The 20,803-nt window shown below is 55.0% G+C and carries 21 protein-coding genes and 1 tRNA gene; 10 read left to right on the forward strand and 12 right to left on the reverse strand.

Annotated features, from left to right (window positions below; genetic code table 11):
- Window position 1: 1 nt before the first annotated feature.
- A complete protein-coding gene (locus tag INT33_RS03815; protein ID WP_192536698.1) occupies window positions 2–1,507 on the forward strand; it encodes an AbgT family transporter in 1,506 nt (501 codons plus the stop codon).
- Here INT33_RS03815 and INT33_RS03820 read toward each other — a convergent pair whose 3' ends face one another.
- Window positions 1,508–2,404, reverse strand: a complete 897-nt coding sequence (locus INT33_RS03820) for a LysR family transcriptional regulator (RefSeq protein ID WP_192536699.1) — start codon at window positions 2,402–2,404, stop codon at window positions 1,508–1,510.
- A gap of 230 nt (window positions 2,405–2,634) precedes the next feature.
- Between INT33_RS03820 and INT33_RS03825 the strand changes: the two genes are divergently transcribed.
- The gene (locus tag INT33_RS03825; RefSeq protein ID WP_192536700.1) at window positions 2,635–3,111 is read left to right on the forward strand and encodes an NYN domain-containing protein; all 477 of its coding nucleotides are present in this window, start codon (window positions 2,635–2,637) and stop codon (window positions 3,109–3,111) included.
- A 54-nt stretch (window positions 3,112–3,165) separates the two neighbouring features.
- Here INT33_RS03825 and INT33_RS03830 read toward each other — a convergent pair whose 3' ends face one another.
- Window positions 3,166–4,584, reverse strand: coding sequence for an ATP-binding protein (locus INT33_RS03830; protein ID WP_193091146.1), 1,419 nt, complete (start codon window positions 4,582–4,584; stop codon window positions 3,166–3,168).
- 5 nt (window positions 4,585–4,589) lie between these two features.
- Window positions 4,590–5,369 (reverse strand): response regulator, encoded by a 780-nt coding sequence (locus INT33_RS03835; RefSeq protein WP_226940060.1) that lies wholly within the window; start codon window positions 5,367–5,369, stop codon window positions 4,590–4,592.
- Window positions 5,370–5,510: 141 nt separating this feature from the next.
- On the opposite strand from INT33_RS03835, the gene INT33_RS03840 reads away from it, so the two are divergent.
- On the forward strand, window positions 5,511–7,781 hold the full coding sequence (locus INT33_RS03840; RefSeq protein WP_193091147.1) for a TonB-dependent siderophore receptor: 2,271 nt from the start codon (window positions 5,511–5,513) through the stop codon (window positions 7,779–7,781).
- 304 nt (window positions 7,782–8,085) lie between these two features.
- On the opposite strand, the gene INT33_RS03845 is transcribed toward INT33_RS03840, so the two are convergent.
- The gene (locus INT33_RS03845; RefSeq protein WP_193091148.1) at window positions 8,086–8,553 is read right to left on the reverse strand and encodes a nuclear transport factor 2 family protein; all 468 of its coding nucleotides are present in this window, start codon (window positions 8,551–8,553) and stop codon (window positions 8,086–8,088) included.
- 28 nt (window positions 8,554–8,581) lie between these two features.
- A complete protein-coding gene (locus INT33_RS03850; protein WP_193091149.1) occupies window positions 8,582–9,193 on the reverse strand; it encodes an NAD(P)-dependent oxidoreductase in 612 nt (203 codons plus the stop codon).
- Window positions 9,194–9,344: 151 nt separating this feature from the next.
- On the opposite strand from INT33_RS03850, the gene INT33_RS03855 reads away from it, so the two are divergent.
- From INT33_RS03855 to INT33_RS21115, 3 genes are all read left to right on the forward strand, one after another.
- Window positions 9,345–9,728, forward strand: coding sequence for a winged helix-turn-helix transcriptional regulator (locus tag INT33_RS03855; protein WP_193091150.1), 384 nt, complete (start codon window positions 9,345–9,347; stop codon window positions 9,726–9,728).
- A gap of 667 nt (window positions 9,729–10,395) precedes the next feature.
- Window positions 10,396–12,096 (forward strand): sodium:solute symporter family protein, encoded by a 1,701-nt coding sequence (locus tag INT33_RS03860; RefSeq protein ID WP_193091151.1) that lies wholly within the window; start codon window positions 10,396–10,398, stop codon window positions 12,094–12,096.
- A 26-nt stretch (window positions 12,097–12,122) separates the two neighbouring features.
- Complete coding sequence (locus INT33_RS21115; RefSeq protein ID WP_225736001.1) at window positions 12,123–12,251, forward strand: putative transporter small subunit; 129 nt, start codon at window positions 12,123–12,125, stop codon at window positions 12,249–12,251.
- Between the two features lie 147 nt (window positions 12,252–12,398).
- Here the strand turns inward: INT33_RS21115 and INT33_RS03865 are convergent, their stop codons facing one another.
- Window positions 12,399–12,884, reverse strand: a complete 486-nt coding sequence (locus tag INT33_RS03865; RefSeq protein WP_193091152.1) for a PepSY domain-containing protein — start codon at window positions 12,882–12,884, stop codon at window positions 12,399–12,401.
- A 178-nt stretch (window positions 12,885–13,062) separates the two neighbouring features.
- Here INT33_RS03865 and INT33_RS03870 point away from each other — a divergent pair, with 178 nt between their 5' ends.
- On the forward strand, window positions 13,063–13,983 hold the full coding sequence (locus tag INT33_RS03870) for a YihY/virulence factor BrkB family protein (RefSeq protein WP_193091153.1): 921 nt from the start codon (window positions 13,063–13,065) through the stop codon (window positions 13,981–13,983).
- 44 nt (window positions 13,984–14,027) lie between these two features.
- Here INT33_RS03870 and INT33_RS03875 read toward each other — a convergent pair whose 3' ends face one another.
- Window positions 14,028–14,972 (reverse strand): AraC family transcriptional regulator, encoded by a 945-nt coding sequence (locus INT33_RS03875; protein ID WP_193091154.1) that lies wholly within the window; start codon window positions 14,970–14,972, stop codon window positions 14,028–14,030.
- Window positions 14,973–15,196: 224 nt separating this feature from the next.
- Between INT33_RS03875 and INT33_RS03880 the strand changes: the two genes are divergently transcribed.
- Window positions 15,197–15,937 (forward strand): SDR family oxidoreductase, encoded by a 741-nt coding sequence (locus INT33_RS03880; RefSeq protein ID WP_193091155.1) that lies wholly within the window; start codon window positions 15,197–15,199, stop codon window positions 15,935–15,937.
- 127 nt (window positions 15,938–16,064) lie between these two features.
- Here INT33_RS03880 and INT33_RS03885 read toward each other — a convergent pair whose 3' ends face one another.
- The 3 genes from INT33_RS03885 to INT33_RS03895 all read right to left on the reverse strand — a co-directional run bounded on the left by INT33_RS03885 (window position 16,065) and on the right by INT33_RS03895 (window position 18,521).
- Window positions 16,065–17,186 carry a PDDEXK family nuclease gene (locus INT33_RS03885; protein ID WP_193091156.1) on the reverse strand — a complete coding sequence of 374 codons (1,122 nt, stop codon included), beginning with the start codon at window positions 17,184–17,186 and terminating at the stop codon, window positions 16,065–16,067.
- 125 nt (window positions 17,187–17,311) lie between these two features.
- Window positions 17,312–18,292, reverse strand: coding sequence for an Abi family protein (locus INT33_RS03890; RefSeq protein ID WP_226940061.1), 981 nt, complete (start codon window positions 18,290–18,292; stop codon window positions 17,312–17,314).
- A gap of 91 nt (window positions 18,293–18,383) precedes the next feature.
- Complete coding sequence (locus tag INT33_RS03895; RefSeq protein WP_193091157.1) at window positions 18,384–18,521, reverse strand: hypothetical protein; 138 nt, start codon at window positions 18,519–18,521, stop codon at window positions 18,384–18,386.
- A gap of 276 nt (window positions 18,522–18,797) precedes the next feature.
- Here INT33_RS03895 and INT33_RS03900 point away from each other — a divergent pair, with 276 nt between their 5' ends.
- A complete protein-coding gene (locus INT33_RS03900) occupies window positions 18,798–18,947 on the forward strand; it encodes a hypothetical protein (protein WP_193053397.1) in 150 nt (49 codons plus the stop codon).
- Window positions 18,948–19,005: 58 nt separating this feature from the next.
- On the opposite strand, the gene INT33_RS03905 is transcribed toward INT33_RS03900, so the two are convergent.
- A tRNA-Arg gene (locus INT33_RS03905) sits at window positions 19,006–19,082 on the reverse strand.
- 142 nt (window positions 19,083–19,224) lie between these two features.
- Between INT33_RS03905 and INT33_RS03910 the strand changes: the two genes are divergently transcribed.
- Entirely contained in the window at window positions 19,225–20,223 is a 999-nt protein-coding gene (locus tag INT33_RS03910; protein WP_193091158.1) for a TRAP transporter substrate-binding protein, read from the forward strand.
- Window positions 20,224–20,297: 74 nt separating this feature from the next.
- Here INT33_RS03910 and INT33_RS03915 read toward each other — a convergent pair.
- A partial coding sequence (locus INT33_RS03915) for a transposase (RefSeq protein ID WP_193091159.1) occupies window positions 20,298–20,803 on the reverse strand: 506 nt, incomplete at its 5' end.

A 20,803-nucleotide genomic window follows, 5' to 3' on the forward strand; every position in this document is an offset into this window, starting at 1 on the left:
TATGCAGTCCGTACTCGCTTCTATTGAACGCGTGGGTAACAAACTCCCTCATCCGTTCATTCTGTTTACCATTCTCGCCGTGGTGGTCGTGGTTATTTCCGCTCTGCTTGCCGCCTTTGGCGTCTCGGCGGTCAATCCGCAAACCGGCGATACTGTCTACGTTCAAAGCCTGCTTTCCGGCGATGGCGTGGAGTTCATGCTGACCAGCGTAGTCAGTAACTTCGTCAATTTCCCGCCGCTTGGGCTTATTTTGGTGGTGATGTTCGGCATCGGTCTGGCTGATAAGGTCGGCCTGATGTCCACATTGATGCAGGTTAGCGTGGCCAAGGCACCACCGTCACTTTTGACCTTCTGTGTTTTCATGGCAGGTATTTGCGGCAGCATCGCTTCCGATGCCAACTACTTGATCCTGATTCCGCTAGCCGCCATGGTCTATCACTCGGTGGGCCGCCATCCGATTGCTGGTGCCGCCGCCGCCTACGCCGCCGCCGGGGCGGGTTTTGATGCCAGCCTGTTTATTACCGTTGGGGACGCGCTATTTGCCGGTATCACTACCGAAGCGGCGCGCTTGGTTGATCCCGACGCCTATGTTTCTCCGGTGGATAACTACTATTTTGTAGCCTGCTCGGTGTTCGTGCTTGCCATTGCAGGTACGCTGATTATCGATAAGGTGGTTGAACCGCGGCTCACACGCACGCTGCCGATGAGTAAGGACTTCAAGACAGATATCATCAAGCCGGAGTTAACGCCTGCAGAAAAGCGAGGGCTTAAGCGGGTCGGCTTTGCTACCTTGATCTATCTAGCGTTGATCCTGATTGCCGTTCTTCCCGAAGCATCACCGCTACGTAACGAAGAGGGAGGGTTGATCCCATCACCTTTCCTACGCTCGCTGGTGCCACTCATGTTTGGCTATTTCGTGACCATCGGCCTGGTTTATGGCATCACTACCGGTAAGATCAAAACCAGCCGCGATGTGCCTCAACGCATGGCAGAGTCGGCAAGCGATTTAGCACCTACTCTGGTATTGTTCTTCGCGATTGCGCAGTTTATCGCCTACTTCCGCTGGTCAGAGCTTGGCCAGTACATCGCCATAGAAGGTTCGAACATTCTGCAGAGCACCGGCTTTACCGGCCTGCCGTTGGTGGGCGCGTTTATTGCCATGAGTGCTGTGCTTAACGTGTTCATGACCAGCGGCTCAGCCCAGTGGGCGCTGATGGCTCCAGTATTTGTGCCCATGCTCATGATGATCGACTTTGACCCCGCCTTTGTACTCGCCATGTTCCGTATAGGTGACTCCAGCACCAATATCATTTCACCTATGAGTCCGTACTTCTCGGTCGCACTGGTGTATATGCAGCGTTACAAGCCGGATATGGGGTTAGGCACGCTGATAGCCACCATGCTTCCACTCGCGGTTACCTTTCTGCTCGCCTGGTCCACCTTTTTGATGTTCTGGCTGGCCATGGGCTGGCCGATTGGGCCTGGCGTTTACATGATGGCGAACTGATTACTGCATCGTCAGCATCAACTTCCACAGATAGTCGGCAGCGGGCGAAAGCCTTCTGCCGGCTCTTCTTACCAAGTTGCCCTGACTGCTGGCTGCCAGTGGATGCGCTACGGGAATCGCCATAAGCTGTCCTGCTTGTATCTCGTTACTTGCAGCGGCTGCGGTCATGAACGATACGCCGATACCGGCACTCGCCATACGCCGTGAAACAGAATGCAGGTTGCAGCGATAGGCGGGCGTGGCGGGTTGCCCGGCGGCGCTAAATAACGCATTTACAAACTGCTGCGACCCCGATACATCGGGCAGAAAAATCAGTTTGTGCTGCAAAAGCTCTGCTACCGTAACACTCTCCTGCCGGGCCAGCAGATGAAAAGGGGCCACCAAGGCGCATAGCGGGCCGCGCTCAAAAGAGTGCACCACCAGCCGCGGGTCCGAAATTGGTCCATAGGTAATCGCGATATCCACCTCGTCGTTGGCTACCATCTCGTGAGGCTCACGGGGGTAGTAGATACCCGTCTTGATCTCGATCAGCACGTCAGGGTAGTGCTCGGAGACACGCTTCATCACATAGTTGATAAAACTATCCACAAACCCGTCGCCCACTGATACCACGACCTTGCCCGCCTGCAGATTGCGCAGCCGGGAAAGCGTATCCCCAAGCTCCGAGTTGAGCCGCCGCTGGGCAAGAAAGCTATCTACTACCAGTAAGCCCGCCTCGGTTAACATCATATGGCGCCCCTGGCGCTCTAAAAGTGCCATCCCCAGCTCTCGCTCAAGACTGCGCACCTGCCGACTCACCACGGAAGGGTTAATATGCAAATGCTCAGCCGCCGCGCGAATACCGCCGCAGCTGCTTACTTCCAGCAAATAGAAAGCACGTTTATCGAGTATATTCATGGATGGCTCGTAATAGGCTGGAGATACATAAAGCATGCTAACCAACTAGCGCATGCCATTGTATTGCGCTGAATCCGCCAGAGCGAGACCAGCGATGTTAGTACACGACAAAGGAATTTATTACTTGCCCTTTTCCCTTTTTAGCGCACCCGACGTGCTGTGCTGTAAAACCTTACATTCACCTGACCATGCTGGCATGCTTTAACGCCTTCCAAGGAGCCTTACCGCATATGACCAGTGTCGCCATCTTTGTTGATACCCAAAACGTCTACTACACCACGCGGGACGCATATCGAAAAAACTTTGATTACAACACGTTTTGGGCGCAAGCCACCGCTAACCGAGAGGTAACGGGCGCGTTTTGCTATGCCATCGATAAAGGCGACCAGAAACAGCGTGAGTTTCAGAACATACTTAGAGCGATCGGTTTTGAGGTGAAGCTCAAACCGTTCATTCAACGCTCTGACGGTTCCGCCAAGGGTGACTGGGACGTCGGTATCACTCTCGATGCTATCGAGTACGCGGAAAAGGCCGATGTTATCGTTCTGGTCTCGGGCGATGGCGACTTTGACCTACTCGCCCATAAAATCCGCACCGTACATGGCAAGAAAGTGGAAGTGTATGGCGTTCCCCAGCTGACCGCCGCTTCGCTTATTAATGCGGCGAGCGAGTTCATCCCTATCAAGCGCGACCTGCTGCTTGGCTAACGGGCTTCAAGTGCATAAACGCCGTGTTTAACCGTCTTGCCTGCGAATCACGCATTACTCATTTTTCGCGCCAGCATGGGTGGGCAGCGCCATTACAACGCGCAACCCGCCGCCGGTTCGGTTATCAAGCGCCAGCCTGCCGCGATGGGCCATCACGATGCTCCGGGCAATGCTCAGCCCCAGGCCGTACCCGATGCCGCTTGATGGCGCTGAGGCCTCGCCTTGCACGTAAGGCTGCATGACGGCAGGCAGATGCTGGTCATGAATACCGGGGCCGTCATCCTGAATCTCAACCTCGACCCAGCGCTCTGTCAGCCGCAGCGTTAGCTGAGCGCTACCCGCATAGTGCAGGGCATTGTCGATCAGGTTGTGCAGCACCCGTCGAATGCTGGCGGCGTGGCCGGTGATAATCACGGCCGGTGCGCCGTGCCAGCGGACATCGCCTCCCGTATCGACGAACTCATCCACCACTTCATTGATCAATCCGACCAAGTCAAACGCGGCGTGACCATCCGGCGTTGCGCCACTGCTGGCGGAATCCAGAAGCGAGCGAATCAGCTCTTCCATCTGGCCGATATTGGTAACCAGCTTTTCCCGCAGCCGTGCATCATTGATGCCTTCCACCCGAATGCGCATGCGCGTAAGCGGCGTGCGCAAGTCATGGGAAACGGCGGCAAGCAGCTGAGTTCGCTCGCCCATCAGATCAATCAGCTGTTGCTGCATGGCATTGAAGGTCTCAGCGGCCTGGCGCATTTCCTTCGGTCCTTCGACCGGTAAAGGCGGCTGCTCGATGTTCTGACCCAGCGCCGAGGCAGCGCGAACCAGGCGCCGTAACGGGCGAGTGCTGATACGCACCACGATGAGCGCGATAGCCACCAGGGCCAAGGCGCGGAGCAGATAAACGCGCAGAGCATAATCGCCCAGCACGCGCCAGGCAGGCTCAGCGTTCCAACCCTGTTCCTGAACCGCCTGGATGTGCAGCCACTGCCCCGACGCAAGGCGCAGTTGGAAGTCGAAATGCCCAACCACGTGAGAAAGACCAAACAAGCCAGCCCACGTTCTGGCGTGGCCGTTCTCATCCCGGATAGTCACGTCGAGCAGCGACAGCTCTACGGCTTCGCCGACCTCCTGACTGAGCGCGGCCTGCAGCATGCTTTCCACGTTTTGCTGGCCACTGTCCAGCCGTGGCGGTGTGGCAAGTGGCGATACCAGAAGCTCAGGGTGAAAGGTTTCCGACGCCAGGTGGGTCATCGCCTCGCCATTGGCCAGTTTATGCAGCGTTTCCACGGTACGAAACGCCACCAGGCGAGCGGGTACTTCGAGTACCTGACTGTAGCGCACGTCATACCAGATGCTGCTGAACAGCAGTTGAATCGCCAGGCCACCGGCCACCACAATCACGCTCAACTGCCCGAACAACGAACCAGGCCATAATCGGCACCACCATCCCGGCGTACGCGTCATTCTGAACATGCGCGTCATTGAGAAATAGAGGGCTGCTCGAGCAGATACCCCTCGTTGCGCACGGTACGAATAAAACGCGGACGACGAGCATCATCCTCAAGATAATGACGCAAGCGGCTGATGCAGACATCAATGGAGCGGTCGTTAACGTAATACTCCCGCCCAAACGCGCGGCGACTCAGCTCGTCCCGGCTGACGATGCGGTTAGGAATCTCGCTCAAGGTCTTTAGCACCATGAAATCGGAGCGGGCGAGATCGCAGGCGTGGCCGGCGGGTGATTTCAGCCGACGGGTTTGTAGATCCAGACGCCAACCGGCAAAACACAGCACGGCTTCATCGGCCGCAGCTTGCGGCGGGGTGTCCGGCTTGTCTCTGGCATGCGGTTCTCGGCGCATGACGGCGCGGATACGTGCCAGCAGTTCGCGCGGGTCGAAGGGCTTACACAGGTAGTCATCGGCACCAATCTCAAGGCCGATAATACGCTCCGCCGAAGCGCCTCGGGCGCTGATCATGATCACTGGCAGGCTGCTTTGCTGACGCAGGACACGACACAGGCTCAAGCCGTCTTCGCCTGGCAACATCAGATCGAGAATGACCAGATCCACGCTGCCATTCAGTTGGCCCCACATCTCGCGGCCATTGGCCGCGCCGCGCGTGCGGTATCCCATCCCGGCCAGATAGTCGCAGATCAGCTCACGGATTTCATCATCGTCATCCACCACCAGAACGAGGGCAGATTCATCGTGTTGTTCAGCGCTTGACGCCAACGGCGCTACATCACCCATACAATTCATTACATATGCCCCATAGAGCAAAAGTTTCTTAGCCAAAGACGCCAATATAATCGTGGCCTGGGAAATGGTAAATGCCAATCATTATTATTTTAAGGGACATTCATGATGTATCGCGCCTCGCACACCTTCAGGAACTCGCCTGTGTGTTCAAAAACCCCACTCGCCAAGGCAATTGCGGCCGCCTGTGGTAGCTGTCTGTTAAGTACCAGCGCACTGGCCCAGACAGCAGCTGATGAACCTCAACGTATATCCGACGTCCAGATGAGTACTGTGCAGGTCGAGGCGGCCTATCAAGGCGACCCTGCCCGAAGCTATACAGTGTCCGAAACCAGCAGCTCCACCGGTTTGGATCTCTCCCCTCGCGAGACGCCGCAATCCGTTACGAGTGTTACCCGGCAGCAGTTAGACGATCAGCAAGCGGTCAGCCTGGAAGATGCGCTGGAGCTCACTCCCGGTATCGCCGCCAGCAAAGCGGAAGTGGGCGTACGTACGTCCTACCGTGCCAGAGGCTACAACATCAGCAACTGGAAAATCGACGGCTTGCAGTTCCCTGGCGATTCCGGTTTCAGTGGCGGCGGCAACGCTGTGAACCTGGACCTGTACGAGCGTGTGGATATCGTGCGTGGCGCCAATGGCCTGCTGGGCGGCACCGGTGACCCCTCGGCCACCGTCAACCTGATTCGCAAACGCCCAGAGCGGGAGTTTGGCGGCAGTGCCTACGCCTCTTATGGCCGCTGGGACAACGCGCGCGGCGCGGTGGATATCAATACGCCACTTACCGAGGATGGCAGTATCCGCTCGCGCTTCGTGGTGACCCAGGGCGAAGGCGACGGCTTCCGCGACCATGAATCCACCCGCAGCCGGGCGGCACTGGCCAACTTCGAATTTGACGTAAGCGACGCAACTACGCTGGGAGTGGGTTACCAGTACGAATACAACAAGACCTCGGGCGCTGGCTGGGGTGCCAACATACCTATCTGGTTCGCCAGCGGCCGAAAGACGGATCTTTCACGCAGTACCAATCTGGTCCCTGAATGGAGCTACGCAGAGCAAGAGACCAACACTGCCTTCGCCTCGCTGAATCATCGTTTCAACAGCGACTGGAGCCTTGAGGTACAGGCTGCCCAGAGTAATACCGATGCGTTCAGCAACCTCGCCCTGGGCAAGGTGAACCGCGGGCCAGGAGGCACCTACACGGGCTATTGGGAAGAAGATGGCGGCGGTGCCATTCTGAACGGCATGCGCAATGATAACGAGACGCGCCAGCGCTCCGCCCGGATCGACCTGAACGGCGCCTATGGTCTGCTCGGTCGTCGTCACGAGATCGCGCTTGGCTATAGCGACAGCCGCACGCGTTCACGCACCCATGACCACGACTGCATGCTGAGCAGCGCCACCACGTCCGAGTTTGCCGAAGGCTGCATGTACCGCAACAACAACGGCTTGCCGATCACCGATTGGCGCAACGGCGTCGATGCCGACATCCACCTGAGTGGCGCCCGAAACGGCCAGTCCAGCCTCACCGAGACCGACCTGCGCGGCATTTATGCGGCTACGCGTCTAAGCATCACCGAGCCGCTTTCCCTTATTGTAGGTGGCCGTACCAGCTACTATAAAACCGAGAATGAAACGGCTTCAGGTGATACTACCAGCCAGCGTGAAACTGGCGTATTCACACCCTATGCGGGCCTGGTCTATGACCTTACGGACAACCACTCGCTCTACGCCAGCTATACCAACATCTTCACCCCGCAAAGTCGGCAAACCACCAGCGGCGACACGGTCAAACCCATCGCAGGCGACAGCTATGAAGCTGGCGTAAAGGGCGAGTGGTTTAATGGCCGATTGAATGCGTCTGCGGCCTACTTCCGCACCCGCCAGGAGAACAGCGCCGTATTGGATGGCAGCAACCTGACCCCCGACGGCAACCAGGCCTACCGCGCGGGTACCGGCAATGAAACCGATGGCATCGATCTTGAGATCGCGGGTGCTATCACCCCAAACTGGAACGTCTACGGCGGCTATACCTACCTGCACTTCCGGCGCATTGACTCCGACGGTCGCAGCGACCCCTCGCACCTGTTCAAGCTGCATACCACCTACGAGCCCGCCGGCCTGTTGAATCGCTGGACCTTCGGTACCGGCGTTTACGCCCAGAGCAATATCGACGCTATCTCAAGCCCCGCCGGCCAACCCACCGACGGCGTCAGTACCGGCTCCACGCCCGCCAACTGGGCAGGCTACGCCACTGTGAACGCCATGGCCCGCTACGATATTACTGACGCCACCAACGTCACGCTCAACGTCGACAACCTGTTCGACAAACACTACTACCAGCGCTACGGCTTCTACGCCGGCGCCATTTACGGCAACCCACGCAGTGCCACGCTAACGCTACGGACCGAGTTCTAAAAGCGTTCAGCACAAGTAAAAAGGCCGCGCAATTTTTGCGCGGCCTTCTCGTTTAAGGGCTGTCGGTTAGCCCGTTTACTCAACGTGCCTCACTATTCGATAGGCAGTCCGCGACCTGTGCTTTATTCGTCATGGAGCCTGCAAGCCGGCAGAGCAATAAAGCGGCCACGCCACACCGGCCTGCGACACTGATACCGGTAGGTAGCTTTTGTGGTTTATAAAAAAAGGCCCTTTCGGGCCAAATAAAATCGACTGCTATCCGATTTAGAACATAGCTATTTAATTTAAAACAAATCTATCTGTTTTAAAACATAGTGTTATCGTTGGCCGCTTCTTCCGGCACAGACTGGATGACATCCCAGTGCTCGACGATCATTTCATTTTCAACGCGGAAGATATCCACAACGGCTTCACCGCGATCATCATCACCATTGGTAGAGTGAACATGCAGCCAGACCAGGTCGCCATCGGTTGCACTACGCACGATCTCGCTCTGGTAGTCCGGGTTTTCCTGGAAGTAGCCTGCAAAGTAATCCACGAAAGGCGCCTTGCCATCCGGCACGTCCGGATTGTGCTGAATGTAATCTTCCGCCAGCACCAATGAGCTCTGCTCTGTTTCATGCTCGTTGAAGAACTGGTTATAGAACTGGATGACCAGTTCCCGATTTGCTTCCTCAGCCTCAAGATCACGTTCGGCTTGCGCAAACGATGCGGCGGGTAAAGATAGCATCAGCACCGACGTGGCAACGCTCAACGATTTCAGTAACGACATGTCAAAACTCCTGTTTCGGGTAGGTGGCTCAATAGCCAACGGTAAAACGTTGATTCACGTGGCGAGGCTTCTCCAGCTCATCCACTAATGCCACGGCATAATCTTCAAAGGAAATACTTGAGCCCGCGTCATGGGTCAGCAATTCATTCTGGCCAAGCCGAAAGACGCCGGTACGCTCGCCGGGTACGAACTCGGCCGAAGGCGACAGGAATGTCCACTCAAGATCATTAACGCCGCGTAAAAAATCCAGAAACTCACCACCGGCACTCGCTTCGGGCTTGTACGCTTCAGGAAAATCCGGCTGATCAATAACTTTCTCGCCAGGAGCAACTTCAAGACTGCCTGCCCCGCCCACCACCAGATAGCGGGCAACGCCACTATCGCGTACCGCACCCACCAGCTTTTTGACATCGCTGGCGGAGAAAGGCACGGCACTGATCACCGCATCATGTCCCTTGAGCAATGCGCCCAACGCCTGTTGGTCGTTGGCATCGCCTTGCTTTGGTGTAACACCCGGCAATGTGGCGATCTTATCGGTATGGCGAGCAATGGCCGTTACCTGGTGCCCGCGGTGTGATAATTCCGCGAGAATACGTGAACCTGCATCACCCGATGCGCCAATAAGTGCAACTTGTGCCATGAGAAACCTCCTGGAGCTTCTATGTTTTATACGGTCTAAAATGTAGACCTTTAGATAAACTTAAAGTAGTTTCTGTAGCTGCGCAAGAAGTCACATTTAACTGACCCGGTCATACCCATATGCCCACTGCATACCCATCCATGGAGCTTTGATGACTGCACTTACCGCTAGCGAAGAGATCGTTCTTGAACAGCCCTGCCCGATTCGTGATGTGCTTGATCGTATCGGCGACCAGTGGAGCTTGCTGATTCTGGAAGCCTTGGCCCCCGGCACGCTGCGCTTTAATGCCCTGATGCGTGAGATTGGCGATATCTCAAAGCAAATGCTCTCCCGCACCCTTAAACAGCTGGAGCAGGACGGCTTTATCACGCGCACGCTCTACCCAGAAGTCCCACCACGGGTGGAATATACCCTCACCCCGCTGGGGCACTCCTTTCTTGAGCCGATGCAACAGCTGGTGGCGTGGGCCGATACACATCACCGCACTATTGTGGCTGCTCGCCTGCGGTATCAGACCGCCCAGACGAAGCCCTGATACCTGGCATGCAAGAATTAACCGTATTAGGCGATAAAAAAACGCCAGGTACGTTTGAATAACGAGTATCAAGCATGCTCGTGGTGGGCTTTTGATCGATATAAAAGGAACGAGATACGCGGATCACTTAATAGCCCAACGTCTTATCGCTATTGCGCTTTTCTTGTTCCGGTGGCTGGAAATGTTTCCGGCTACACACTCGGCTCATTAGACATCGCAACTCATACACACTAAGGTAGATCTCCCCTAGGGTTCGTGATCAACACACAACGAGCCTGTATTTTGCCCCCTGTGGGCTGCTTGTTTTGCTATAGATAGGCTGGATCACCAGTACTTTTGACGTTTTGTCCTGCGCGGACATTTTCGATAGAAGAGGGAATCCATGTCACGTCACTACTCAGATGAGGGCAAGTGCATGCCGCGACGCCCGCCTCCCAGCACTCCTTTTTTTGGGGAGCGCTAACCACAGTACGTTTACTGTGTCTTGCCGTTATAAAAATAACGTCAACGCGATGCTACGCGCACGTTAATTACCGTTTGCTTTAGCAAAAGGTGATGGACTCCGTCCACGGCTTAAAACCTCTCCCACCTTGCTCGTCGCTGCGTTCAGCATACTGCTTTGCGGTACTGCTTGATCGTGTCCGTTTGACCCAACGAGGACCTGTTTTTGAACAACGAATCACTGTATCAATTCTCATCTCTGACCGTTATTTTACTGCTGCTTGCCTTCTACGGCGGCACTTACCTCATGACTTTCGGCATACGCAAAAAGAACGAAGATGCCGATGCCTTTATGGTATCTAACCATCGAGTGGGCTTTGGCATGGGGGCGGCCAGCATGACCGCTACCTGGATTTGGGCGGCCTCGTTCTACGCCGCCGCAACCTCTGGCTATACCTATGGTGTATCAGGCCCTATCCACTATGGGTTGTGGGGCGCATTAATGATTCTATTTATCTACCCCTTCGGGCGCCGCTTTCGCAAACTGGCACCCAACGCACACACTTTGGGAGAGCTTATTCATGCCCGCCATGGCGCGTCTAGCCAACTAATTCTGGCGCTTTCCAATGTGCTGGGCAGCGTGATTAGCTTGATGGTCAATTTTACCGCCGCTGGGGCATTGGTTTCGGTGCTTTCACCACTCTCTTTCCAGGCCGGGGTCATCATTGCCGGTTTCGGCGTCCTGCTTTACACGCTGTGGTCCGGTTTTCGCGCTTCCGTACTCACCGACTTTGCTCAACTGGTCGCGCTGATGGCCATTGCCATCGTGATCATTCCTGCGGTTTTCTTCGCCATGGGTGGCCCTTCACAGCTTGTTGCAGGGTTGGCAAATCTGACGCCCGAGCAGAACAACTTCTTCTCGCCAGACGCCATTCTTAATCAGGGCGCACCGTTTTTTGTCGCCGTATTGGCCTATGCGATTGGTAACCAGACGATTTCCCAGCGCCTGTTCGCGGTGAATGAAGACCATATCAAGCCCACATTCTTGACGGCCACCCTAGGCTACGGCGCGATTGTAATCGGCTTAGGCATGATCGGCCTGATGGCACTGACACTTGGGATTGAGCCGCTCAATGGCGACATGAACAATCTCATTCCCCAGATGGTATCCAGCTACCTGTCGCCCTTCTTCATTGCCCTGTTCTTTATTCTGGTGATTGGCTCGCTCTCATCGACCGCTGACTCCGATCTTTCGGCGCTTTCCGCCATTATCATGGCCGATGTCTACGGCAAGAACATTGCGCGCGGCAAGGCAGACCCTAAACGCATGCTGTTTATCGGGCGCCTGACCATGATTGTTGCTACGGTCGTTGGCATCGTATTTGCCAGTTTCTCGCTGGATATTCTGGTGATGCTGGTTTTCGTTGGCGCGCTATGGGGGGCTATCGTCTTTCCCGTGATCGCCAGCTGTTTCTGGGACCGCGTCACCAATACCGCCTTTACGGTATCCGTACTGGCCGCCATGCTGCTGTTCTGCATTGCGCGCTTTGAATTAGTCCCTCTCACCGGGCTCGGTGGTTTGTTCTTCGAGCTACTCGCAAGCATTGGAGGAGGCGTCATCATCGGCCTGATGGTATTTGGCTTTCTTGGCCGTACCATTGGTTTTATCGCCGGTGTGCTGGCGATGATAGCGATGCTGATTTTTGCCACAGGCTTCCTGCATGACTACACGGTACTGTTGGCCTCCCTCACCGCTTACGGCACCAGCACACTGGTGTGCGTGGTGCTTAGCCTTGCCAGCCGCAAGCCACGTTTCGACTTTGCCACGATAGGCAGGAAAGTGGGCAACTATGACCACACGCTTGACGAAAAAAGTGCAGACGACCGGCCCCAGACGCCGCCACGTCATACGACTGCCAATGCCTAAATAACTTATTTCAGGAGACTGCTTCCATGACGCTACTATTCACTGTCTATGTGCTGGTGTGGCCTGTGCTGACACTCGCTGTACTGGTCGTTATCTGCCGCGCCGTCATGCGCGACCGGCGTAGCGCACGCGAGGAAAACCGTGAACTCGTTTAAACAGCCACCACGTTTAGAGCCCATGCGCTAACGTTAACGCATGGGCTCTAAACCTTAAGTGATGATACTGATCGATAAGGCTAAAACGACAACGCCCCGCCGGCGTGGGACGGCGGGGCGTGGCAAGACGGCATCGAGGCCTGATGGTTATTGGCCAGCGTTGAACTCATCGATGCCGTAGCTGCGCTCCATTTCACGCTGGTCGCTGTCGAAGCCGCTGATTTCGACCGTACCGTCCTCATCAAGATCGATATCTTCGAAACGGTCGAAGCCGTCGCCGCTGGCCCGGTCGAGCAGACTATTGAGCTGCTCCTGATCAAGCCCCCAGGGCGCAACCTGAGTATCTTTGTTCGACTCGCGGATCACTTCTCCGCTCTCGCCGTTCAGCGTCAATTCATACGCTTGACCCTCGGCGTTCCAGCCTTCAACCTCAAACTCCAATGTGCCGCGCTCTTCGTCTATCTGCAGTTCGCGAAATGACGTGACGCCAGCACTGGCAGCTTGCCCTATCATATCGGAGAAAGCCGCCTGGTCGAGCGCCTCTTGATAGTCGTTACGGTCGGCCATTGCGCCCTGGCTGATTCCTAGCGTGGCGGCGGCGGTGAAGGCGAGTGCGATCGATGTCTTTTTCATGGCAATATCCTTTTTCGATGAAGTGACGCTTCGATGAATGAAACGCCTCAAGGTGAGGCGATGTCATCCAGTGGCACCCACTCTACTCAAGCCCACCTTACCCAAGCATGATACGTTCATTCATATTTCGTTCATGTTTTTTCAACTATGCATTGATGCACAAGGAGCGTGGCAAGTTATGGCTCGCAATCGCACACTGCTCAACAGCGTCTTGTTACTGCTGCCAAGGCTTACCGCCTTTGCCTGGCGGGTACTGAGCCACTTTCTGAAAAATCGCGGTATTCTGCTGGCCGGCGGCGTGGGCTACAACATTTTGCTTTCGGTCGTGCCGCTCTTTGCTCTGCTAGGGGTGATGTTGACGCGCGTGGTCGACGAGCAACACCTGCTAGAGGTGCTGGCGGTGCAGGCGCGCCATCTCGCCCCCGCTCACGCCGAGGTCGTGATGGACGCCGTCCGAGGGCTGCTGGATTCCCGCGACGTGGTCGGCATTCTCAGCTTGCCCATCTTGCTGCTGTTGAGCTCCTTCGCCTTTCGCATGCTCGAAGACGCCATGGCGCTGATCTTTCATACCTCTGAGACACCAAAGCGCCACCTCTGGATATCGATGCTGCTGCCCTATGCCTTCATGCTGGTGCTGGGCGCCGGGCTAATGGCGCTGACCCTGGTCGTCACGCTGGCAAGTTCGCTCAATGCGCTGGCGCTGGCCCTCTTCGCCCAGGAGCTACCGCTGGCAGGGCTCTCAGGGTCGGTGCTCAACCTGATTAGTTTTCTCGGTGTATTCCTGCTCTTCAGCGCCATTTATAAGGTGCTTCCGGTGGTCAGGATCTCCCTGCGCCGAGCAGTCGTCGGCGGCTTCGTGGCGGCGCTACTGTGGGAAGGCGTGCGGCTGCTGCTGGTTTACTACTTTACCCACCTCTCTTTCGTCAACGCCATCTACGGCTCCCTGGCAGCCTTGGTGATCGTGCTGCTCAGCCTGGAAATAGGCGCCATCATTTTATTGCTGGGCGCTCAGGTCATCGCTGAGCTTGAGCGCAATTCGCGGATGGGGCTGGTCTGGTATGTAGATCCTGATCGAGAGCCGATTAGTCGGGTTGATTAAAGGAGCGGCGGATGCTGTTTTCGCGGGCAAAGTACTTGGCGATATCAATGCGGCAAAGCGATATCGGTGATTGACGCAGGCGGGGATAGCGCAAGGCTCAATTTCATGGCGCGCACTTCTTCTGCCGGTGGCTGACCAAACAATCGCTTGAACTCCCTGCTGAACTGGGAAGGGCTTTCATAGCCTACCCGGCTCGCCGCAGCAGCGGCGGTCAACCCATCACGAATCATCATCAGCCGCGCATGGTGCAAGCGCGTCGATTTGATGTACTGGATAGGCGAGGTTTGAGTGACGGATTTGAAGTGCACATGAAACGCCGGAGCGCTCATGCCCACCTCACTGGCGAGCGTGCCTACTTCCAGCGGAGCGGCGAAATGTACATGGATGCGGCGCAGCGCCTTGGCTATCTTCCCGAACTGCCCATAGTGGGATAACGCCGAGCGAACACTTCCGCCCTGTTCGCCGGTCAGCACCCGGTAGCAAATTTCTCTCACGATGGACGGCGCCAGAATGCGTGCATCCGCAGGCGTTGCCAGCGCATCCAGTAAACGTAGCGTTGCACCGGCAAGCGATTGATCAAGCGGCGTGGAAAGCATGCCCCTGGGTGGGATTGGCTGGTAATCACCCGTTGCATCCAGCTGGGTCACAAGCTCTGCAATGACCGCGGCATCAAGGCGGATCGCAATCCCCAGCATCGGCACTTCAGGGCTCGCCTCCGTTTCTGAAATAAACGGTAGAGGTACCGCCAGTACCAGATAGTGATGGGCATCATAAAGATACATTTCACCGCCCAGATAGCCCCGCTTACGCCCCTGGCAGATGATAACGATGCTCGGCTCATATAGAACCGGGGTATTTTTAAGCGTCCGGTTTGAGCGCATCAGGCGCACATCACCCACCAGCGATTGGGTATACCCCTCCTGCGGAGCGAGCTGATATAACCGTTCGATTATCCGGCGCTGCACTACCGCATCGCTACTCGCTACCATGGGCAACCTCGCTAAATGCTCTCACTGTTCGCCATTGTTTATTGCCGCTGACACTGCCAGTACCTTGGGCAACATAAGAGCAATAGTATAGGTTGTTGGGTCGGTTTCCTGCCTCCAGCCCGCCAATTAATAGCTTTAGGCAAGCATGCAAGAGGATCGTCTCTATTGCCGTTCGTGGGCACCCTCTACGCTTTCCCTGTACTTTCCCACAACAGGAAAAACGTATGACCAGCCTATCGAACGTCCCCTCTAAAGTTATTTTATTGACCGGCGCCAGCAGCGGTATTGGTGAAGCCACGGCCCGCGAACTGGCCAAGCAAGGCCATCGCCTGATTATTGGCGCGCGGCGTACCGACCGACTGGAAGCACTGACACACGACCTGCGTGCCAGCGGCGGCACGGTTGATTACCAGGCCTTGGATGTCACTAGCCTTGAAGATATGCAGGCGTTTACAGAGTTTGCGATCACTACCCATGGCCGCATCGATGTCATCATCAATAACGCGGGCATCATGCCGCTTTCCCCACTGTCAGCGCTCAAGGTAGACGAGTGGAACCGCATGATCGATGTGAATATTCGTGGCGTACTAAACGGAATCGCGGCGGTTCTTCCCACCATGCAGGCGCAACAGGCGGGGCAAGTCATCAACATCTCCTCCATCGGCGGGCTGAGTGTCGTGCCCACCGCTGCGGTTTACTGCGCGACTAAATACGCCGTGCGCGCCATTTCCGACGGTCTGCGTCAGGAAACCAACTGCCTGCGCGTAACCTGCGTTTATCCAGGCGTTGTGGAGTCGGAGTTGGCCAACACCATCACCGACAAGGAAGCCGCCGAGGCCATGGAAGCTTATCGCCAGACTGCTCTTAAACCCGAGGCCATCGCCGCCGCCATCGCCCACGCCATCAACCAGCCTGGCGATGTTGATACCAGCGATATTGTGGTGCGGCCTACTGCTAGTCAGTAGTTTTTCAGTGGTGAAACGTGCCTGGGTATTGTTTGGGGTGATAACCAGGCACGCCCTTGGTGAGCGTTAGGGCGCTTTCCGAGGGTGTAGTTACGCAGAAGTACGAGGTGTATCTAGAAAATTAGCATTACGTTGGAGAACGAATATCTAACGGCCACACCTGCTTAAGCCGACTAACCGTATGCGACCACTTAGGCGCGGTAGGCTTGCACACCGTATTTTGATTACCAAACAGCCCCACTTCGCTGAACGCCTGCGCACGCTCGACGGTATAGAGCCAGCGCACCGGCACTAGATATTCTGCGTTGTCTTCCTCGTCATTAAGCGCTTGATACAGGTGTGGGTAATCATCTGGAAGCGCGATATCGAGTAACGTTTTGGGGCCGTTTTCCGTTTCAAACTGGTATTCCGTGGCCCGGCTGCGCTCGCCGATAACTTCTCCAACGCCCACGTAGCCTGTTTTAGGAATATTGACCCAAACACGGTCGCCTTCTGAAAGCATCGCCAGCGTTTTGGAATACCACGTAGCACCGCCTCCGGCGATAAAACCCAAGCGCCGAGCAAGCTCCCAGGGCCGGTCATCGCCAAACGAGGCGTAGAACTCGCCATTCCAAGGTTCTTTATTGACTTTACGTGCTACTGGCTTGGGCGGCTCGTCAGGATCAATCATCCAGGCGCGGCTGAGATAGCGATTGCCGTTATCTTCAAACGCGGAGAAGAACATGGCATTGATGGATAGCTGCGCATGTTCGTTCAAGTAGTTGATAATGCGCTCGCTGCTGGCATCCAACTGTGTGGCGACCACGACCAGTTGATGGCTCTCGTTGAGCGTCACGCTATCCAGCGCAATACCAAACTTGGCCTCAAAGGCTTCGCCTAAAGTGACATGCGGACGTGCGTAGCGCTCGGCAAACTGCTGGTAAATATCAATCAACTGGTAATCGGCGAGCGTCACCACCCAAGAGGCGTAGTCGATAGCTTGAGCAACAACATCACGCGGAGTTTTATCGCGTTTTAGCTCGATCACAATCACCGTACCGTTAGCATCCACGGCAAGAAGGTCGATCAGCTTATCGAAGCCGGTACGCACCTGACGGCCAATCAACAACCAGTCTCGATTCAGAATCGAGACATCCTGCATGACTTGCTCTTCCAGCAGGCTTTCATCCGCTAGCCCCGCCGGACGCAGTTTTTGCGGTAGCGCACCAGGAGTGCTCGCGAGCTTCCAAATTCCTTGCTCAATGGCCATAGTAATTTGCCACCCTACAGGTGTAAAAAATGTTGTATTTCGAAACGTGGGCGCCTAGTATTTACCTCAACACGACCCCGGCCTCTTGGTTGCTTGCAACTTACGCTGGGGTTTTTATTTTTTGCTTACCACCAATCTTTCCAGTCCTGCGTTATCCCCATCCCGCTCAGACCCAACTTCTTTGATGAATTCTGCTCTGGGAATTGATCTAGATGTGCAGCAAGTCGGTTATGCCATTGGGTATTGGGGCAAATAGACTTCACTAGCGTCCGTGTAATGGTCATAAGCAGAAAAGGTTTGAACCGGGTGTCCTCGTTTTCAATGAACGAGTCACACCACGAGATCTCGCCTCGCTTCGGCAACTTTGGCTTAGACGTGATATTACGGTTCCACAACCGACTATGATGAGCGACTAGATTTCGTAGATAGCTTAAGCTAAAGAGCCAACTTGCAAACACCTGCCAGTCATTAACGCCATAGCGGTTGGCAATCACCCTTTGGTCTTTCACATTCAGCATGCTGAAAAGCTGGGAGATCGCACCAAAATCCAGTACCTCTACCGCGACCCATATTGGCAACTCGTCACCGTGATTGTCATGATAGTGCCGAACAAAATCCTCTTTTGAACGGGCCACCAACCCTCTGTACTTGCTCAGCCAAGCATCAAAGCAGGATTTCTGGCTGCCCTTACGAAAGGGGCGATTGGCAAAGCCAGGGTGGAAATGAGCTTTGATATTCTCAACATGAGCGAAGGAACTGTGCTTGCCCAGCAAGTAGGATAAGTCTACCCGCAGAGAGATTTCTATTCGCTCCAAAGCATCGGCCAGGTACAAGCGTAATTTCTTGTCGAAAAGATAAAGGCGCACCGCGTCCACGAAATGTGTGTCTGGGTGGAATGCATCCATCGCCTTCGTGGAGATCTTGCCGGTTTCACTATTCTGTACCAGCTCAAATTGACGGAAGGGGTACCAGTAAGCGCTCAGCCGGTAGTAACCTACTCGCGCCAAGTAATCCAAAGCCGCAGCTTCGTCAGTGATCACCATGTCCCGGGATTTGAGTAGCTCCAGTTGCTCGGAAAAAGACTTCCATGGCCTGCTATAAACCATTAGTTCAGGGCTCCTTTCACGACGACTTGTTATCAGAGCAGAGTGCCAGGCTAGGCAATTGGCCGATAAAGAACATTTTCTAATTCAAACCCTACCTGGTCGTACCCTGTTTATCGCCCAAGGCTTGTAACAGCTTCATTGATGCGCCGATACGGCTAAAGGGTACCAGCGTCAGCACTTTGAGATCTTCGTTAAGTGCAATACCAGCACCGGTGTATGTTTTTTTCACAAGCGATTCAAGTGCTTCGCGCAGGACCTTCATAGCGAGTAAAAATATCGCGTTCGCTGAGGCCTTTCTTATTCATTGCAGGTCCTGCTTATCTGACGGGGTGGATATTGATGGTCCCAAGCTTACGACATCGTTTTCATGGAAGCATCAAAAGCGAAGAAATCTTCGGCACTAACCTTAATTGCAACTAAGCTTTATTTTTAGAGGCCGATTGCATAACAGCAATAGCTTCTACGCAAAGAACATAATAATTAATAGTGGCGAGAAGGAGGTCAAATGGCAGTCAAACATACTCCGACAAACGAAGTACACAAAGGCACCAAGGGCGGTAAAACGGGATGCGGATTCGATACCCGCGAACACGCTTCTCATTGGGTAGCTACGTCAGAGCGTATTACCTGCGCCAAAAATGGCTGTAAGAATTAATAAACGCTAGCCAACAAAAAAGCCCACGACTAAGTCGTGGGCTTTTTTCGTGCAATTCTGGCGCGCCCGGCAGGATTTGAACCTGCGACCCTCGGCTTCGGAGGCCGATACTCTATCCAACTGAGCTACGGGCGCATTGGGTGCGTATCGTACCTGTGCGGGCGGGCTGTGTCCAGCCGCGCGGCGGCTTTACTGCTTGCCCCGATTGACCGTTTTCCCAGGTGTAGGGCATGATTTGTGGGCACTTCGTCTTTTTACACATCGGGAACTCATAAAAATGAAAACATTCACGCTGAACACGCTGGCGTTAGGTATTTCTCTGGCGCTGGCAACCGCTGCCAACGCATCTGATTTTGACGATATGGATCCGGTAACCCTGCGCCTGGCGCATGTGGTTAACGAGCAGGATGGCTTTCATATCGCTTCCACCAAATTTGAAGAGCTGGTCGAAGAGCGCACTGGCGGCAAGGTAAGCATTGAGATTTTCCCCAACGCGACCCTGGGCGATGAGCGCACCTTGCTTGAAGGCATGCAGATCGGCACGGTGGATATGGGCCTGATTACCAACGGCCCGGTGGCCAACTTTGTCGAAGAGATGGCGGTGTTCGAACTGCCGTTCCTGTTCCCTTCTCCTGAAGCGGCCTATGGCGTACTGGATGGTGAAATCGGTCAGGAGCTTTTAGACAAGCTTTCCGACGTTAACCTGAAAGGCCTGGCCTACGCCGAGCGCGGCTTTCGCAACCTGACCAACAGCGAGCGCGCGGTGAATACACCAGACGATATGGATGGGCTGCGTATTCGTGTGATGGAAAACCCCGTTTACACCGATACGTTCCGTGAACTGGGCGCCAACGCCATTCCCATGGCCTGGACCGAAGCGCTGACCGCCATGCAGCAGGGCACTATCGACGGCCAGGAGAACCCGGTCAACGTGGTGTACTCGTTCAACCTGGGCGAAACGCAAAACTACATGACGCTTTCGCGCCATACCTATGCCCCGGCCATTTTTGTGATGGGCATGTCCGCCTGGAACAAGCTACCGGAAGAGGCACAGGCCGTGCTGGAAGAAGCTGCTCAGGAAGCTGCCGAGCATGAGCGTCAGGTGAATGCCGACATGGAAGCCGAACAGCTAAGCGCTCTAAAAGAAGCCGGTATGGAAATCAACGAAACGCCTGATCTTGAAGCGTTCCGGGCGCAGGTAGCGCCGGTCTATGAGAAGTATGGAGAGCAGTTTGGCGATTACCTGCCGCGCATCCGCGCAGCCATTGCAGAGTAAATCGACATTCGGTTTTACTTGAGCCGTTGATGCAAAAGGCCACCGCGCGGTCATTGCTGTCCCATAGTTTTTGATCATAAAGGGATTCTCATCTGAGGATCCCTTTTTTGTGGCTCTGGCGATGGCGGATTCATGAGAGCCCAAAGCGGGATTCTTTCGAACAAGCTTACTTGGAGCGTGCGCATAATGCGCTGAACGCTCCAGCCTTTTTGGGCACTGTGACGTGCAAACGAGAGTAACAGATAGCAGATCATGGCAATCCAAATCTGCGTCAGCACAGCATTCTTACTGTTACCTAAAAAGGCCTTTATTTTCAGGTTTTGTTTGAGGGCTTTGAAGAAGAGCTCGACCTGCCAACGATCCTTGTAGATGGCGGCAATCGTTGTCGCTGCCAGCTTGAAGTTGTTCGTGATAAAGCGAAAATGCTTACCACTGTCCGGACAGACGTATCCCACTAAACGAAGTCGCGGCGCGCCCTGTTTTAGCGCGTGCTGACTGCTCAATTCAATCACCTGATCATATTCAACGGGCCCATCAGCACGCACAGGCTTGGATAGCTGCACCTGGTAAACAGCCTTAG

Origin of the sequence: Halomonas colorata, assembly GCF_014897985.1 — a bacterium.
Classification (GTDB): Bacteria; Pseudomonadota; Gammaproteobacteria; order Pseudomonadales; family Halomonadaceae; genus Vreelandella; species Vreelandella colorata.